General features: G+C 73.6%; 12 protein-coding genes and 1 pseudogene. 7 read left to right on the forward strand and 6 right to left on the reverse strand.

From position 1 onward, the window contains the following. Positions 1-154 precede the first annotated feature (154 nt). The gene (locus D7I43_RS13465) at positions 155-1,123 is read left to right on the forward strand and encodes a hypothetical protein (RefSeq protein WP_120328816.1); all 969 of its coding nucleotides are present in this window, start codon (positions 155-157) and stop codon (positions 1,121-1,123) included. A 210-nt stretch (positions 1,124-1,333) separates the two neighbouring features. Here D7I43_RS13465 and D7I43_RS13470 read toward each other — a convergent pair whose 3' ends face one another. From D7I43_RS13470 to D7I43_RS13485, 4 genes and pseudogenes are all read right to left on the reverse strand, one after another. Then, entirely contained in the window at positions 1,334-2,281 is a 948-nt protein-coding gene (locus D7I43_RS13470) for an ABC transporter substrate-binding protein (RefSeq protein WP_120328817.1), read from the reverse strand. Positions 2,282-2,466: 185 nt separating this feature from the next. Next, positions 2,467-3,348 (reverse strand): annotated as a pseudogene (locus D7I43_RS13475) (ABC transporter ATP-binding protein); the annotation flags it as partial. A gap of 43 nt (positions 3,349-3,391) precedes the next feature. Then, positions 3,392-4,474: a FecCD family ABC transporter permease gene (locus D7I43_RS13480; RefSeq protein ID WP_240032941.1), complete on the reverse strand. Its 1,083-nt coding sequence runs from the start codon at positions 4,472-4,474 to the stop codon at positions 3,392-3,394. After that, positions 4,471-5,517: a FecCD family ABC transporter permease gene (locus D7I43_RS13485; RefSeq protein WP_120328818.1), complete on the reverse strand. Its 1,047-nt coding sequence runs from the start codon at positions 5,515-5,517 to the stop codon at positions 4,471-4,473. The genes D7I43_RS13480 and D7I43_RS13485 overlap by 4 nt, the downstream gene beginning before the upstream one ends. A gap of 148 nt (positions 5,518-5,665) precedes the next feature. On the opposite strand from D7I43_RS13485, the gene D7I43_RS13490 reads away from it, so the two are divergent. Continuing rightward, entirely contained in the window at positions 5,666-6,025 is a 360-nt protein-coding gene (locus D7I43_RS13490) for a YciI family protein (RefSeq protein WP_120328819.1), read from the forward strand. A gap of 35 nt (positions 6,026-6,060) precedes the next feature. Further along, complete coding sequence (locus tag D7I43_RS13495) at positions 6,061-6,393, forward strand: hypothetical protein (RefSeq protein ID WP_120328820.1); 333 nt, start codon at positions 6,061-6,063, stop codon at positions 6,391-6,393. 184 nt (positions 6,394-6,577) lie between these two features. On the opposite strand, the gene D7I43_RS13500 is transcribed toward D7I43_RS13495, so the two are convergent. Then, positions 6,578-7,018: a cytidine deaminase family protein gene (locus tag D7I43_RS13500; protein ID WP_120328821.1), complete on the reverse strand. Its 441-nt coding sequence runs from the start codon at positions 7,016-7,018 to the stop codon at positions 6,578-6,580. 164 nt (positions 7,019-7,182) lie between these two features. Between D7I43_RS13500 and hrpA the strand changes: the two genes are divergently transcribed. Further along, positions 7,183-11,241 (forward strand): ATP-dependent RNA helicase HrpA, encoded by a 4,059-nt coding sequence (hrpA, locus tag D7I43_RS13505; RefSeq protein WP_120328822.1) that lies wholly within the window; start codon positions 7,183-7,185, stop codon positions 11,239-11,241. Between the two features lie 4 nt (positions 11,242-11,245). Here hrpA and D7I43_RS13510 read toward each other — a convergent pair whose 3' ends face one another. Continuing rightward, positions 11,246-12,181, reverse strand: a complete 936-nt coding sequence (locus D7I43_RS13510; RefSeq protein WP_120328823.1) for a LysR family transcriptional regulator — start codon at positions 12,179-12,181, stop codon at positions 11,246-11,248. A gap of 71 nt (positions 12,182-12,252) precedes the next feature. Here D7I43_RS13510 and D7I43_RS13515 point away from each other — a divergent pair, with 71 nt between their 5' ends. Genes D7I43_RS13515 through D7I43_RS13525 form a run of 3 tightly spaced genes read left to right on the forward strand, consistent with a single transcriptional unit; the run spans position 12,253 to position 15,645 of the window. Then, positions 12,253-12,945, forward strand: coding sequence for a succinate dehydrogenase cytochrome b subunit (locus tag D7I43_RS13515; RefSeq protein ID WP_275670837.1), 693 nt, complete (start codon positions 12,253-12,255; stop codon positions 12,943-12,945). A 1-nt stretch (position 12,946) separates the two neighbouring features. Further along, positions 12,947-14,884: a fumarate reductase/succinate dehydrogenase flavoprotein subunit gene (locus D7I43_RS13520; protein WP_120328825.1), complete on the forward strand. Its 1,938-nt coding sequence runs from the start codon at positions 12,947-12,949 to the stop codon at positions 14,882-14,884. Beyond that, positions 14,881-15,645, forward strand: a complete 765-nt coding sequence (locus D7I43_RS13525) for a succinate dehydrogenase/fumarate reductase iron-sulfur subunit (RefSeq protein WP_120328826.1) — start codon at positions 14,881-14,883, stop codon at positions 15,643-15,645. Before D7I43_RS13520 ends, D7I43_RS13525 begins: the two co-directional genes overlap by 4 nt. Positions 15,646-15,917: the final 272 nt, after the last annotated feature.

Consider the following 15,917-nt stretch of genomic DNA (forward strand, 5'->3'; position numbering starts at 1 on the left):
CCGCGCCCGCCGCCGCCCTGCAAGATCACGCTTGATGCGGGAAGTAGTGGCCTCCCGCAGCTCGGGAGGCCACTACTTTCGTGTTGCAGCGCGATCTTGAGGGGTTGTCCACAGGGGCAGCGGGGCGGCCCGGTCATCCGCCAGCCTGTACGGCATGCCGAAGTCCCCTCGCCGTCCACCCCAGCTGCGCGGCCGGATCTTCCGCGGCTCCGCCGCCGTATCCCGGGGGCTGCTGAGCCGCAACGATCTGCGCAGCTCGGCCTGGCGGCCGCTCTTTCGCGACGTCTACGCCGACACGCAGGTCACCGTCACGCACCGGACGAGGTGCCTCGCGGTCGGGCGTTGGCTGACCCCACCCGGCACGGCGATCGCCGGCCGGTCCGCGGCGGCCCTCCACGGGGTGGGGACCGTACCGCCGGATCAGCCGATCGACGTGCTCGTGCCGATCGACACGGTCACCGGCCCCGGATCGCCCCAACACCCGTCGGGGCGGCCCGACAGCACCCGTCCAGGCTCCCGCAGGGGCCCGATGGCGGGGCTGCGCGTGCACCACGGTGTGCTCGACCCGGAGGACGTCGTCGACCGCGCCGGGCTCCTCGTCACCTCACCGGCCCGTACGTGCTGGGACGTCGCCCGCTGGCTCGACCCCGTGGAGGCGGTGGTCGTCGTCGACGGCCTGCTCGCCCGTCGACTCACCGACGTCACGGCACTGCGGGAGTACGCCCTGGCACGGGCGGGGCGGCGGGGCTGGCGTGCGCTGCTCCGCGCCGTGGACCTGGCCGACGCCGGGGCGGAGTCGCCGCAGGAGTCGCGCACCCGCGTCCGGCTGGTGCTCGCCGGGCTGCCCCGGCCGGTCACCCAGTTCGTGGTCGAGCGTGACGGCAGGTTCGTGGCACGCCTCGACCTCGCGTGGCCCGAGTTCAAGGTCGCCGTCGAGTACGACGGGTTCTGGCACGACGACCCGGAGCAGTTCCACCGGGACCGCCGGCGCCTCAACCGGCTCCTCGGCGAGGACTGGATCGTCCTGCACCTGACCGCCCGACGCCTCCGGGACGACTTTCCCGGCTTCGTGGCGGAGGTCCGGGCCGCCCTGCGCGCCCGCGGCCCGCGTGGCCGGGCCTGAGGGGCCACGATCGCGCCCCAACACGGAAGTAGTGGCCTCCCGATCGTCGGGAGGCCACTACGTCACGGATCCAGCGCGATCATCGCGCGACCCGAGTCGGGCCCGCGCGTCGCGACGGCACGCGCGTCGCGTGCGGCCGCGCGTCGCGGCGGCACGGCCGTCGCGGCGGCACGGCCGTCGCGGCGGCACGGCCGTTGCGGCGGCACTGGCTTACGCGGACAGGTACTTCTCCAGGTCGTCGAGGATCTTGTTGGCGGCGCCGACGCCGATGCCGGTCATCCAGACCTCGTCGGACACGACGTGCGCCTTGTTCGCCTTCACCGCCGACAGGTTCTTCCAGAGGCTGCCCGCCGTCACCTTGGCCTGCTCGGCGGCGGCCTTCTCGCCGTACGCCGTCACGAAGATGACGTCACCGTCGACCTCGCCGACCCGCTCGGGGCTCACCAGGTCGAAGCGCTTGTCGTCCTTGTTGGCGAGCATCTGGCGCTCGGGGCGGCCCAGCCCGGTGTCCCCGATGACGATCCCGGAGAAGGACTCCGGGCCGTAGACGCGGATGTTGCCGGGCATGAACCGGACGATCGACACCTTGCGGGAGGCGGCGTCGCCGAGCTTGGCGCCGAACTCCTTGGCCCGAGCCTCGTACGCGGCGAGCAGGTCCTTCGCCTCCTGCTCCTTGCCGAGCGCCTTGCCGTCGAGGAGGAAGTTCTCCTTCCAGGTGATCCCGACCTTCTCCGTGAAGACCGTCGGCGCGATGGCGGACAGCTCGTCGTAGAACTTCTCCTGGCGGAACTTGCTGCCCAGGATCAGGTCGGGCTTCAGCGCGTTGATCGCCTCCAGGTCGGGCTCGGTGAGCACCCCGACCTCCTTGATGCCGGCGAGCTTGTCCTCGCCGAAGTACGTCGGCCAGCTCCGGGCCTCGCCGGCCACGGCGGCGCCGACCGGGGTGACACCGAGCGACAGCGCGGTGTCGATCTTGTCCGTGTCCAGCACGACGACGCGCTGGGGGTGGGCGGGCACCTTGGTGGTGCCCATGGCGTGGGTGATCTCCACGGTGTCCCCACCGGTGGTGCCGGCGACCGGGTCGCTCTCACCGCAGGCGGTGAGCCCGACGCCGAGGGCGACGGCCGCGGTGAGGACCGCGACGAGACGACGACGCATCAGATTCCTTCCGAAGGGTACGAGCCGGCGAGCGCGGTGTCGCCCGCGGCCGGAGTGGCGCCGGCGGACCCGGCGGTTGACGTGGTGCCGGAGCCGACGGCGGCGCCGGACGGACCCCCGACCGACGCACCAGCGGCCGGCGTGGCGGCGGACCCACCGCCGACCGACGCGGCGCCGGCGGCACCGGGCCCACCGCCGGAGGCGGCGGACGCGGCAGACCCGCCGGGGGCGGCAGACCCGCCGGAGGCGGCAGACCCGCCGGACGCGCGGGACGGACCGGCCAGGGTGGGGCTGGTCAGGGCGGGCACCACGAGCGGAGCGCCGGTGACCGGGCAGGGCACGACCACACAGTCGAGCCCGAACACCTCGCGGACCAGGTCCGCGGTGAGGATCTCGCGCGGCGGCCCGGCGGCCACCACGGCGCCGGCCCGCATCGCGACGAGGTGGTCGGCGTACCGCGCGGCCTGGTTGAGGTCGTGCAGCACGGCGACGACCGTGCGGCCCCGCTCGGCGCGCAGCCGGTGCAGCAGGTCCAGCACCTCCACCTGGTGGGCCAGGTCGAGGAACGTGGTCGGTTCGTCCAGCAGCAGCGCCTCGGTGTCCTGGGCGAGGGTCATGGCGATCCACACCCGCTGCCGCTGGCCGCCGGAGAGGGTGTCCACCGGCCGGTCGGCGAGCCCCGCGACGTCGGCCAGCGTCATGGCGCGCTCCACGGCGGCGCTGTCCTGCTCCGACCACTGCCGCCACCAGCGCTGGTACGGCTGGCGTCCCCGCCCGACCAGGTCGGCCACGGTGACGCCCTCGGGCACCAGCGGGCTCTGCGGAAGCACCGCGAGTCGGCGGGCCACCTCCCGGGTGGGCAGTTCCCGGATGGCCGTGCCGTCCAGCAGCACCGTGCCGCGGCGGGGGGCGAGGAGCCGGGCCAGCGTGCGCAGCAGGGTCGACTTGCCGCACGCGTTCGGCCCGACGATCACGGTGAACGCGTCGGCGGGCAGCTCCAGGTCCAGCCCGTCCAGCACGGTCCGCTCGTCGTAGCCGGCGACCAGGTCGCGGGTGGAGAGCATCATGCCTCCCGAAGGGTGGTCGGCGAACAGGGGCGGGTACGGGTGGTCACGACGACCTCCGGCGGCCCCGCAACAGCAGGTACATGAGGTACGGGCCGCCGATGGCCGCGGTCAGCACACCGGCCGGCAGTTGGGTCGGCGCGAACAGCCGCCGCCCGGCGAGATCGGCCAGCACCAGCAGCAGGGCGCCGAGCAGCGCGGCGCAGACCATCGGCGGCCGTTCGGCCCGGACCAGCCGGCGGGCCACCTGCGGTGCCACGAGCGCCACGAAGTCGACCGCGCCGACCTGGGCGGTGACCATCGCGGCGACGAGCACGCCGGTGCCGGCGAGCCCGATCCGGCGCGCCACCGGGCGCAGGCCGATGCCCCTCGCGGTGTCGTCGTCGAGCGCGCTGCTGTTCAGCGCCCACCCCGCCCAGGCCAGCACCGGCAGGAGCACGAGCAGCGTCCCGGCGATCCAGGCCGTCTCGCCCCAGCCCTTGCCGGCCAGGGTGCCGATCAGCCAGATCTGCGCGCGCAGGCCGTCGATCGGGTCGGCGGTGAGCATCACGATCTCGGTGAGCGCGCGGAACGCGAACGCCACCGCCACGCCGGCCAGCACGAACCGCTGCGCGGCCAGCCCGTGCCGGGCGCCGAGGGCGAGCACGACGGCCGCGGCGAGCAGCCCGCCGGCCAGTGCCGCCGGGCCCACCAGCACGGCGGCCGCGCCACCGGTGAGCGCCACGGTCGCGGCGAGTCCCGCGCCCTGGGTGATGCCGATGACGTCCGGGCTCGCGAGGGGGTTGCGCGCCACGCTCTGGATGAGCGTGCCGGCCACGCCGAACGCCGCGCCGGCCACCGCCGCGAGCACCAGCCGCGGCATCCGCAGGTCGAAGACGACCAGGTCGTACGGGGTGCCGGCGCCGGAGAGCGCGTGCAGCACGTCGGCCGGGGCGACGTACGGGGTGCCGAGGGAGAGGCTGAGCACACCGGCGACCGCCAGCAGCACGACGAGTACGGCGGCGACCAGCACCGAGCGGCGGCGGACCTGCACGCTCGCTCCGCCGACGCGCAGCAGCGTGCGGCCCGGCAGGCGGGCGGCGACGCCCGACGCGGCGGCCGGCCCGGTGACCGTGTCGGGGGCGCTCACGCGGTCACCACCTTCGCGCGGCGCACCAGGACGGCGAGCAGGGGCGCGCCGATCAGCGCGGTGATGATGCCGGCCGGTATCTCGCCGGGCGGATCGACCAGCCGGCCGACGATGTCGGCGCCGAGCAGCAGCGCCGGGCCGAGCAGCGCCGACACGGCGAGCGTCCACCGGTGGTCGGCGCCGACGAGGGCCCGGGCCAGGTGCGGCACCGCGAGTCCGACGAAGGCGATGGGGCCGGCGGCGGCCACGGCCGCCCCGGTGAGCAGCACCGCGGCCGCCCCGCCGCCGAGACGGACCAGCCCGATCCGGTGGCCGAGGCCGCGCGCCACGTCGTCGCCGAGCGCGAGCGCGTCGAGGCCGCGGGCGACCAGGGCGGCCAGCACGAGGCCGGCGAGCACGAACGGCAGCACCTGCACGGCCACCGACACGTCGCGCCCGGTGAGCCCGCCGACCACCCAGAAGCGGTACTCCTCGAAGGTGCGGGCGTCGATGCTGAGCAGCGCGTACACCACGGAGGCGAGACTGGCGTCGAGCGCGGCGCCGACCAGCGCGAGCGTGACGGGGCTCGCGCCCTCCCGGGCGCGGGCGGCCACGGCGAAGACCAGCAGCCCGGCGAGGACGGCGCCGCCGATGCCGAACCAGACGTAGCCGGCGAGCGTGCCGACGCCGAAGACGGAGATGGCCAGCACCACGCCGAACGACGCGCCGGCGCTGATGCCGAGGATGCGCGGCTCGGCCAGCGGGTTGCGGGTGAGGGCCTGGAGGAGCACGCCGGCCACGGCGAGCGCCACACCGACGGCGAGCCCCAGAGCGGTACGCGGCAGCCGCAGTTCCCGCACGATCGTGCTCGCCTCGCCGCCGTCGGGGGCGACGATCGCGTGCCACACCTGGTCGACGGGGAGCGACCGGCTGCCGAGGGCGAAGCTCGCCAGCACGGTGAGCAGCAGCACCAGCGCTGCCGCGAGGGTGACCGCGAGCCGGCGGCCACCGCGGGCGCTGGTGCGGGGACCGGCGAGGGCCGGCCGGCTGACGAGGGTGGTCACGAATCTTCCCCGGGTACGCGCTTAGGTTCGCCTTACCTTATCCGACCCGCCGGGGCGGACCTGCGCGGCGGCCGTCCATCGACCCGGCCCTCCTCGTCGCGGTCGCGAACGCCGTACCGGCGGCGACCCGCGACCCTAGGGTGGGGGCATGCGATTCGACCAGCACACGGTCGTCCTCCTGGCCCGGCCGTCGAACGCCCCGGAGCTGCCCCGGGACGCGGCCGACCGGCTGCGGGACGCGCACCTCGCCCACCAGGCGGGGCTGGTCGAGCAGGGTCTGGTCCTCGCCGCGGGGCCGTTCGTGGACACCGACGACGCCCGGCTGCGCGGTCTCGTCGTGCTCTCCGTGCACCGCGACATGGCCCGCGAGCTTTATCACAACGATCCCGCCGTGCGTGCCGGCCAGCTCGAGGTGCACGTGGTGAGCTGGATGGTGCCCGAGGGGAACGTCCGCTACGAGGGCGTGCCGGTTCCGCGGTCGTTGCTGGAGGCGGCGGCCGGCGACTGACCGGCGGGGTGCGGGGCACCGTTATCGTCCCGGTCATGGGTGGGCACACGAACGGCCGGCGGTACGCCGCGGCCGCGCTGCTGGCCGGGGCGGCGGCGCTGGCGCTGGTGGCGCTCGGCTGGTGGGCGCGCGACTGGGAGTACCGCGCCGACCGGGGCCGCTTCCTCGACCCCGAATGGTGGGCCGGGACCGCCGTGAGCGCCCTCGGTCACCTCGCCCTCGGCACGGTGGGCTTCAAGATCGCGCTCGGGGCGGTCGGCCTCGCGGTCGCCGCGGGCGTCGGCCTGCGACGGCGCCGCTCGTCGCGGCCGGACGACCAGCTACCGGGGGCGCGCCCCGACGGGCCGGTGGGCGGCCCCGAGGACTGACCTGCGCCGCGCCGCGGCGGAGCCGGCCGGCCGGACCGCGCCGGCCGACAGCGCGGCTCGGACAACGGCGTCCCGGACGGCAGGGCCCCCGGACGGCAGTCGCCCCCGGACGACAGCCGCCCCCGGACCACCGCGGCCGAAGGGCAGAAGCCGCCCCGGACGACGGCGGGATCGCCAGCGCAGGTCAGTCGGCGGGCCGGGGCGTGGGCACGGGCCCGGGCGTGGGCTCGATCTGGTGATCCGCCCAGACGTACGTCTCGGGGAGCAGGTCGTCGATCCCGACGACCCGCAACGCGTCCATGGGGCCGACGATCACCCGGATCGAGGGGAAGTACTCCCGCAGCACCTGCCGGCAGCGCCCGCACGGCGGGATCACCCCGCGGCCCCGGTCGCCCACCGCCACGATGGTCTCCAGCTCGCCCGCGCCCTGGGTGGCGGCGGCGCCGATGACCACCAGTTCGGCGCAGGGCCCGCCGGTGAAGTGGTAGACGTTCACGCCGGTGAAGACCCGGCCGTCGGCGGTCCGGGCGGCGGCGGCGACCGTGTGGTTGTCGCCGCGGCAGCGCAGCTTCGCGACGGCCGTCGCGGCCTGCACGAGCGCCCGGTCGGTGTCCCGCATGGTCATCCGCTCTCCCGTGGTCGGCCCGGTCGGCCGCCACTCTAGCCGGGGCCGCCCGCGCGACGTCCCGGGACGTCGGGGCGCCGGGTCGGGGCGCCGCGGTGAGTCGATCGGCCGCGGCGGTAACCCGGGGGCGCTCCGGCCGGCGCCTGCCTATCCTTGGCCACGACATGCAGAATCCAGCCGCACCTGCCGCGCCCGACGCCGTCCGGGAGCTGCACCGCCGCCTCTCCTCCCTGATGTTCCGCGATCAGCGCCGGCTCCAGCGGCGGCTGGACGGCGTCCGCAAGGTGCGCGACCCGGAGCGGCGGGCGGCGGCGCTCACCGAGATCGCCGCCGAGGTCGACCGGGCCGAGCTGCGGCTGGCGCAACGGCGGGCCGCGGTGCCGGAGATCACCTATCCGGCCGGCCTGCCGGTGAGCGAACGCAAGGACGACCTCGCCGCCGCCATCCGCGACCACCAGGTGGTCATCGTGGCCGGGGAGACCGGCTCCGGCAAGACCACCCAGCTGCCGAAGATCTGCCTGGAGCTGGGCCGCGGCGTGCACGGGCTCATCGGGCACACCCAGCCCCGCCGGCTGGCCGCGCGTACGGTGGCCGACCGGATCGCCCAGGAGCTCGGCACCGAGCTGGGCGACGTCGTCGGCTACAAGGTCCGCTTCACCGACCAGGTGAGCGAGCGCAGCCTCGTGAAGCTGATGACCGACGGCATCCTGCTCGCCGAGCTGCAGACCGACCGGATGCTGCGCCAGTACGACACGCTGATCGTCGACGAGGCCCACGAGCGCAGCCTCAACATCGACTTCATCCTCGGCTACCTGAAGCAGCTCCTCCCCCGCCGTCCCGACCTCAAGGTGATCATCACCTCGGCGACCATCGAGACCGACCGGTTCGCCCGGCACTTCGCCGACGCCGAGGGCAACCCCGCGCCGGTGGTCGAGGTGTCCGGCCGGACCTACCCGGTGGAGGTGCGTTACCGGCCGCTGGTCGAGGTCACCGGGTCGGAGGAGGACGACGGGGACGAGGAGAACGTCCGCGACCAGATCCAGGCGATCGGCGACGCCGTCGAGGAGCTGGCCGCCGAGGGCCCCGGCGACATCCTGGTCTTCCTCAGCGGCGAGCGGGAGATCCGCGACACCGCCGAGGCGCTGGGCCGGCTGGTGGAGAAGAAGCCGGCGCTGCGTGGCACCGAGATCCTGCCGCTGTACGCCCGCCTCTCCACCGCCGAACAGCACCGGGTGTTCGCCCCGCACCGCGGGCGGCGGGTCGTGCTGGCGACCAACGTGGCGGAGACGTCGCTGACCGTTCCCGGCATCAAGTACGTGGTGGACGCGGGCACCGCCCGCATCTCCCGCTACAGCAACCGGCTGAAGGTGCAGCGGCTGCCGATCGAGCCGATCTCGCAGGCGTCGGCCAACCAGCGCAAGGGACGCTGTGGCCGCACCTCCGACGGCATCTGCATCCGCCTCTACGACGAGCAGGACTTCCTCTCCCGTCCGGAGTTCACCGACCCGGAGATCCTGCGGACGAACCTCGCGTCGGTGATCCTCCAGATGACCGCGATCGGGCTCGGCGACATCGCGGCGTTCCCGTTCATCGACCCGCCGGACCGGCGGAACATCACCGACGGCGTCAACCTGCTGCACGAGCTGGGCGCCCTCGACCCGACCGAGACCGACCCGGCGAAGCGCCTCACCTCGCTGGGGCGGCGGCTGGCGCAGCTTCCGGTCGACCCCCGGCTGGCCCGGATGGTGGTCGAGGGCGAGCGCAACGGCTGCGCCACCGAGGTCATGGTCATCGCCGCGGCGCTGTCGATCCAGGATCCGCGGGAGCGGCCGGCCGACCGGCAGGCCCAGGCCGACCAGGCGCACGCCCGGTTCACCGACCGCGAGTCGGACTTCGTGGCGCTGCTCAACCTGTGGCGCTACCTGCGCGAGCAGCAACGGGCCCTGTCCTCCAGCGCCTTCCGACGCATGTGCAAGGCCGAGTACCTCAACTACCTGCGGGTGCGCGAGTGGCAGGACATCGTGAGCCAGCTGCGCCAGGTGCTGCGTACGCCCGAACCGGCCGGCGGCGGGCGACCGGGCCGCGGGGAGGGCCGGCGCGGCGCCGACGGTGACGGCCGGCCCGGCGGTGACGGCCGGCGCGGGGTCGGCGCGGACCTGCCGGAGGAGATCGACACCGCGCGGGTGCACCAGTCGCTGCTGGCCGGCCTGCTCTCCCACGTGGGGCTCAAGGACCCGCAGAAGAACGAGTACCTGGGTGCCCGCGGCGCGAAGTTCGCGCTCTTCCCCGGCTCGGCGCTGTTCCGCAAGCCGCCCCGCTGGGTGATGGCCGCCGAGCTGGTGGAGACCTCCCGGCTGTGGGGCCGGATCGCCGGCCGGGTCGAGCCGGAGTGGGTCGAGCCGCTCGCCCAGCACCTCGTCAAGCGCAGCTACAGCGAGCCGCACTGGGAGAAGAAGCAGGCGGCCGTGATGGCGTACGAGAAGGTCACGCTCTACGGCATCCCGCTGGTCACCTCGCGCAAGGTGAACTTCGGGCGCATCGACCCGGCGTTGAGCCGCGAGCTGTTCATCCGGCACGCGCTGGTCGAGGGCGACTGGCAGACCCACCACCAGTTCTGGCAGGACAACCAGCGGCTGCTGGCCGAGATCGAGGAGCTGGAGAACCGCGCCCGCCGCCGGGACATCCTCGTCGACGACCAGACCATCTTCGACTTCTACGACGCCCGCATCCCGGCCGACGTGGTCTCCGGACGCCACTTCGACGCCTGGTGGAAGAAGGCCCGCCGCGACCGACCCGACCTGCTCACCTTCACCCGGGAGCTGCTGGTCAACGCGGGTCGGGGCGGGGTCGACGAGGCCGACTACCCGGACGAGTGGCGGGCCGACGGCGTGGCGCTGCCGCTCACGTACCGGTTCGAGCCGGGCACCCCGACCGACGGCGTCACGGTGGACATCCCGCTGCCGCTGCTCAACCAGGTGCCGGCGGAGAGCTTCGACTGGCAGGTGCCGGGGCTGCGCGAGGAACTGGTGATCGCGCTGATCCGCTCGCTACCCAAGGCGCTGCGCCGCAACTTCGTGCCGGTGCCCGACTACGCGCGGGCGGCGCTCGCCGCGATGCCGGCCGGCGAGGAGCCGCTGCTGGACGCGCTGACCCGGCAACTGCGCCGGATGACCGGGGTCACCGTGCCGCGCGACGCCTGGGACCTCACGAAGCTCCCGGCGCACCTGCGGGTGACGTTCCGGGTGCTCGGGGAGGACGACCGGCCGGTCGCCGAGGGCAAGGACCTGCCGGCGCTGCAACGGCAGCTCAAGGCGGAGGTACGCCAGGTGGTGGCGGCCGCCGCGCCGGACGTGGCCCGCACCGGGCTGCGCGAGTGGAGCATCGGCACGCTCCCCCGGACCATCGAGCAGGTCCGCGCGGGGTACGCGGTGACCGCGTACCCGGCGCTGGTCGACGAGGGCGCCACGGTCGGCGTACGGGTCTTCGACTCGGCGGAGGAGGCGGAGGCGGCCCACTGGGCGGGCACGCGGCGGCTGCTGCGGCTCACTGTCCCGTCCCCGGCGACGTTCCTGCAGGGGCGGCTGTCGAACGAGGCGAAGCTGGCGCTGTCGCGCAACCCGCACGGCGGGGTGCAGGCGCTCATCGAGGACGCGACCGGCGCGGCCATCGACAAGCTGATCGCCGACGCGGGCGGCCCGGCCTGGGACGCCGACGGTTTCGCCGCCCTGCGGGAGCGGGTCCGCGCCGACCTGGTCGACACCGTGGTCGAGGTGATGGAGCGGGTACGCCGGGTGCTCGCCGCGGCGTACGCGGTGGAGCAGCGGCTCGGCGCCACGAAGAACCTGGCCGTGGTGGCCGCCCTGGCCGACATCCGCAACCAGCTCACCGGCCTCGTGCACGCCGGGTTCGTCACCGAGGCCGGGTACGCCCGCCTGCCGGACCTGCTGCGCTACCTCACCGCGATCGAGCGGCGCCTGGACCGGCTGCCCGGCAACCCGCAGCGCGACAAGCAGCAGCAGGACCGCATCGCCGTGGTGCAGAAGGAGTACCAGGAGATGCTCGCGGCGCTGCCACCGGCGCGGCGGCGGTCGGCGACGGCCCGGCAGATCCGCTGGATGATCGAGGAGCTGCGGGTGAACGTGTTCGCCCAGGCGCTCGGCACCCCGTACCCCGTGTCGGAGCAGCGCATCTACCGGGCGATGGACGAGGCCGAGGGTCGCTGACCGGTCAGAGTGGTTCGACGCCGGGCGGCAGCTCGCCGTCGGCGGTGGCGTCGCGCACGTACTCCAGGAGGATCCGGCGCAGCTCCCGGCCGGCGTTGGTGGGCACGACGTCCCTGCGCCGGGCGACCGCGATGGTCCGGGTCACGCCGGGCGGGGCCAGCCGGGTGACGCGGACGCGCGGGCGGCGCGCGACCACGATGCCGGGCACCAGCGCGACGCCCAGCCCGGCCTCGACGAAGCTCAGCACGGCGTCCATCTCGCCGCCGTCGACGGCGAACGTCGGCTCGAAGCCCGCGGCGCGGCAGGCCTGGATCGTCGCGTCGCGTAGGTCGTAGCCCTCCCGGAACATCACCATGGGCCGGTCCCGCAGGTCGGTGATGCGCAGTTCCCCGCCGGGGGTGGTGGCCGGTAGCTCCTCCAGCGAGGCGACCACGAGGCTCTCCCGCAGGATCGGGTCGGCGCGCAGCCCGGGGTCGGGCCCCTGCGCCGGCATGATGATCAGCGCCAGGTCCAGGTCGCCCCGGAGCAGGTCGCGCACCAGGTCCTGCGAGCCGCCCTCCTCCACCCGCAGGTCGACGGCGGGATGGGCGTCGCGGAACCGGCGCAGCACCGGCGGGGCGAGGGAGGTGGCGAGGCTCGGGGTGGCGCCCAGGCGGACCCGCCCGCGGCGCAGGCCGACCAGCTCCTGCACCTCGCGGGTGGCCGTGTCGACGTCGGCGAGGATCCGCTTGGCCAACGGCAGCAGCACCTCGCCGGCGGCCGTGAGGGCGATGTTGCCCCTTACCCGTTCGAAGAGCGGGGCGCCGAGGTCGGCCTCCAGAGCGTGAATTTGCTTACTCAACGAGGGCTGGGTTATGCCGACGATGTCGGCGGCTTGGGTGAAATGTCGTACTTCTGCGACCGCCACGAAGTACCTCAGCTGATGCAGCTGCATCCTCATAGCTTACGGCTATCAAGGCTGCGAGGTCGATGCATTGGACGACTGATCAATCTGCTCCTAGCGTCGGCCGTGTGGTAGTCACGACGAGAACACGGTCGCCCATCCGCTCCAACGTCGGCCTCAAGGCCGTCATGGCGGTGACGGGCATCATCCTGGTGCTGTTCCTCATCGCGCACATGCTCGGCAACCTCAAGGTCTTCACGGGGGCGACCTCGTTCGACCACTACGCGCACTGGTTGCGGGACATCGGCAAGCCGGTGCTGCCGGGCGTCTGGTTCCTCTGGATCCAGCGCGGCGTGCTGACGGTCGCCGTCCTGGCGCACATCGCCGCCGCCACCGTGCTCGCGCGCCGCTCGCGCGCCGCCCGCCCCGTCCGGTACGCGCACCGCCCGAAGGTCCAGGGCAGCTACGCGGCCCGCACGATGCGCTGGGGCGGGGTCATCATCCTGCTCTTCGTGATCTACCACCTCCTGGACCTGACCACCGGTCACCTGAACCCGGTCGGCGACCCGAGCAAGCCCTACAGCAACGTCGTCGCCGACTTCGCGCCGGAGCGCTGGTACGTCACGCTCTTCTACACGCTGGCGATCGTCGCCCTCGGGTTCCACCTGCGGCACGGCGCGTTCAGCGCGTTCCGCAGCCTCGGCCAGCAGACCCCGCGGGGCGAGGCCCGGGCGCGGGCCGCCGCGCTGGTCTTCGCCGTCGCGCTCAGCGCCGGCTTCCTGGTGGTCCCGTTCGCCGTACTCACCGGATTGGTGTCCTGACATGGATCTCTACATCGAGGGCGACCCGATCGCCGACACCAAGGCTCCCGACGGCCCGATCGAGACCCGCTGGGAACGTCGCCGCTTCGAGGCCAAGCTCGTCAACCCGGCCAACCGCCGGAAGATGACCGTGATCGTGGTCGGCACCGGCCTGGCCGGCGGCTCGGCCGCCGCCACGCTCGCCGAGCAGGGCTACAAGGTCAAGTCCTACTGCTACCAGGACAGCCCACGCCGGGCGCACTCGATCGCCGCCCAGGGCGGCATCAACGCCGCCAAGAACTACCGCAACGACGGCGACTCGGTGCACCGGCTCTTCTACGACACCGTCAAGGGCGGCGACTTCCGCTCCCGGGAATCGAACGTGCACCGGCTCGCCGAGGTGTCCGTCAACATCATCGACCAGTGCGTGGCCCAGGGCGTGCCGTTCGCCCGCGAGTACGGCGGCCTGCTCGACACCCGCTCCTTCGGCGGCGCGCAGGTGCAGCGCACCTTCTACGCGCGGGGTCAGACGGGTCAGCAGCTGCTGCTCGGCGCGTACCAGGCCCTGGAGCGGCAGGTCGGCCTCGGCAACGTGGAGATGAACGCCCGCCACGAGATGCTGGAGCTCATCGTCGTCGACGGGCGGGCCCGCGGCATCGTGGTCCGCGACCTGGTCACCGGTGAGATCACGACCGAGTTCGCCGACGCGGTGGTGCTCGCCTCCGGCGGCTACGGCAACGTCTTCTACCTCTCGACCAACGCCAAGGGCTGCAACGTCACCGCCACCTGGCGGGCGCACCGCAAGGGCGCGTACTTCGCCAACCCCTGCTTCACCCAGATCCACCCGACCTGCATCCCGGTCTCCGGCGACCACCAGTCGAAGCTGACCCTGATGAGCGAGTCGCTGCGCAACGACGGCCGGGTGTGGGTGCCGAAGGCCAAGGGCGACGACCGCGCCCCGCGGGACATCCCCGAGGACGAGCGGGACTACTACCTCGAGCGCATCTACCCCTCCTTCGGCAACCTGGTGCCCCGCGACATCGCCTCCCGCGCTGCGAAGGCCGTCTGCGACCAGGGTCGAGGCGTGGGCCCGGGTGGCCTCGGCGTCTACCTCGACTTCGCCGACGCCATCTCCCGGCTGGGCCGCAAGGCCATCGAGGCCAAGTACGGCAACCTCTTCGAGATGTACGAGCGGATCACCGGCGAGGACCCGTACGAGGTGCCGATGCGGATCTACCCCGCGGTGCACTACACGATGGGCGGGCTCTGGGTCGACTACGACCTCCAGTCGACCATCCCCGGGCTGTTCGTGATCGGCGAGGCGAACTTCTCCGACCACGGCGCCAACCGGCTCGGCGCGTCCGCGCTCATGCAGGGCCTGGCCGACGGCTACTTCGTGCTGCCGAACACCATCGCCAACTACCTGGCCGCCGGCCCGTTCGAGAAGCTCGACGCGAGCCACCCGGCGGCCGTCGAGGCCCGCCGTGACGTGGAGGACCGCATCCAGCGGCTGCTCGCCGTCAACGGTGACCGCACCGTCGACTCGTTCCACCGCGAGCTGGGCCAGATCATGTGGGACCACTGCGGCATGGAGCGCAGCGAAGCCGGCCTGCGCAAGGCGATCGACGAGATCCGCGCGCTGCGCGACCAGTTCTGGCAGCGCGTCCGCGTGCTCGGCGACGGCGACGGGCTCAACCAGTCGCTGGAGAAGGCCGGCCGGGTGGCCGACTTCTTCGAGCTGGCCGAGCTGATGTGCATCGACGCCCTGCACCGCGAGGAGTCCTGCGGCGGCCACTTCCGGGCCGAGCACCAGACGGAGGACGGTGAGGCCCAGCGCGACGACGAGAACTTCTCGTACGTGGCGGCCTGGGAGTTCACCGGCACCGGGAAGCCGTCGGTGCTGCACAAGGAAGACCTGAAGTTCGAATACGTCCACCCCACGCAGCGGAGCTACAAGTGAACCTGACCCTGCGCATCTGGCGCCAGTCCGGCCCCGAGGACAAGGGTCGGATGGTGACCTACCAGGTCGACGACGTGTCCCCGGACATGTCGTTCCTGGAGATGCTCGACGTGCTCAACGAGCGCCTCATCCTCGCCGGAGAGGAGCCGGTGGCGTTCGACCACGACTGCCGCGAGGGCATCTGCGGCATGTGCGGCATGATGATCAACGGCGTGGCGCACGGTCCCCAGCGCGGCACCACCACCTGCCAGCTGCACATGCGGCAGTTCTCCGACGGCGACACCATCGACATCGAGCCGTGGCGGGCGCAGGCCTTCCCGGTCATCAAGGACCTGGTGGTCAACCGGAGCGCCTTCGACAAGATCATCGCCGCCGGCGGCTACATCACCGCGCCGACCGGCAGCGCCCCGGAGGCACACTCGGTGCCGGTCGCCAAGGCCAACGCGGACGCCGCCTTCGAGGCGGCGGCCTGCATCGGCTGCGGCGCCTGCGTGGCCGCCTGCCCCAACGGCTCCGGCATGCTCTTCACCGCCGCGAAGGTCACCCAGCTCTCGCTGCTGCCGCAGGGCCAGCCGGAGCGCTACACCCGGGTGATCGGCATGGTGGAGGCGCACGACGAGGCCGGCTTCGGCGGCTGCACCAACGCCGGCGAGTGCACGGTGGCCTGCCCGAAGGGCATCCCGCTGAACACCATCGGCCGCCTCAACCGCGACTACCTGAAGGCCACCACGAAGCAGGCCGACAACACGCCCGGCTCCTGACGCCGGCACGCGCGACGGGCCGCCGCACCCTTAAGGTGCGGCGGCCCGATCGTCTTCCCCGTCGCCGGAGATGACGACCGCTCCCGGCTCCCGCGCGAGCAGCTCGAAGAGCCCGAACGCGCCGGCGAGGCGCCGACCGCGCGGGAGCCGGCCGCGATGTCCGACCGGACCCGCCGCGCCCGAACCGGCCCACCGCCTCCACGTGCCGCCGGTAGAAGGCCTCGAAGGCCGCGGGGTCGACGCCGACGCGGAGGAGATCAGGCGCCGGAGCG

The organism is Micromonospora globbae, from assembly GCF_003610785.1.
Lineage (GTDB): Bacteria > Actinomycetota > Actinomycetes > Mycobacteriales > Micromonosporaceae > Micromonospora > Micromonospora globbae.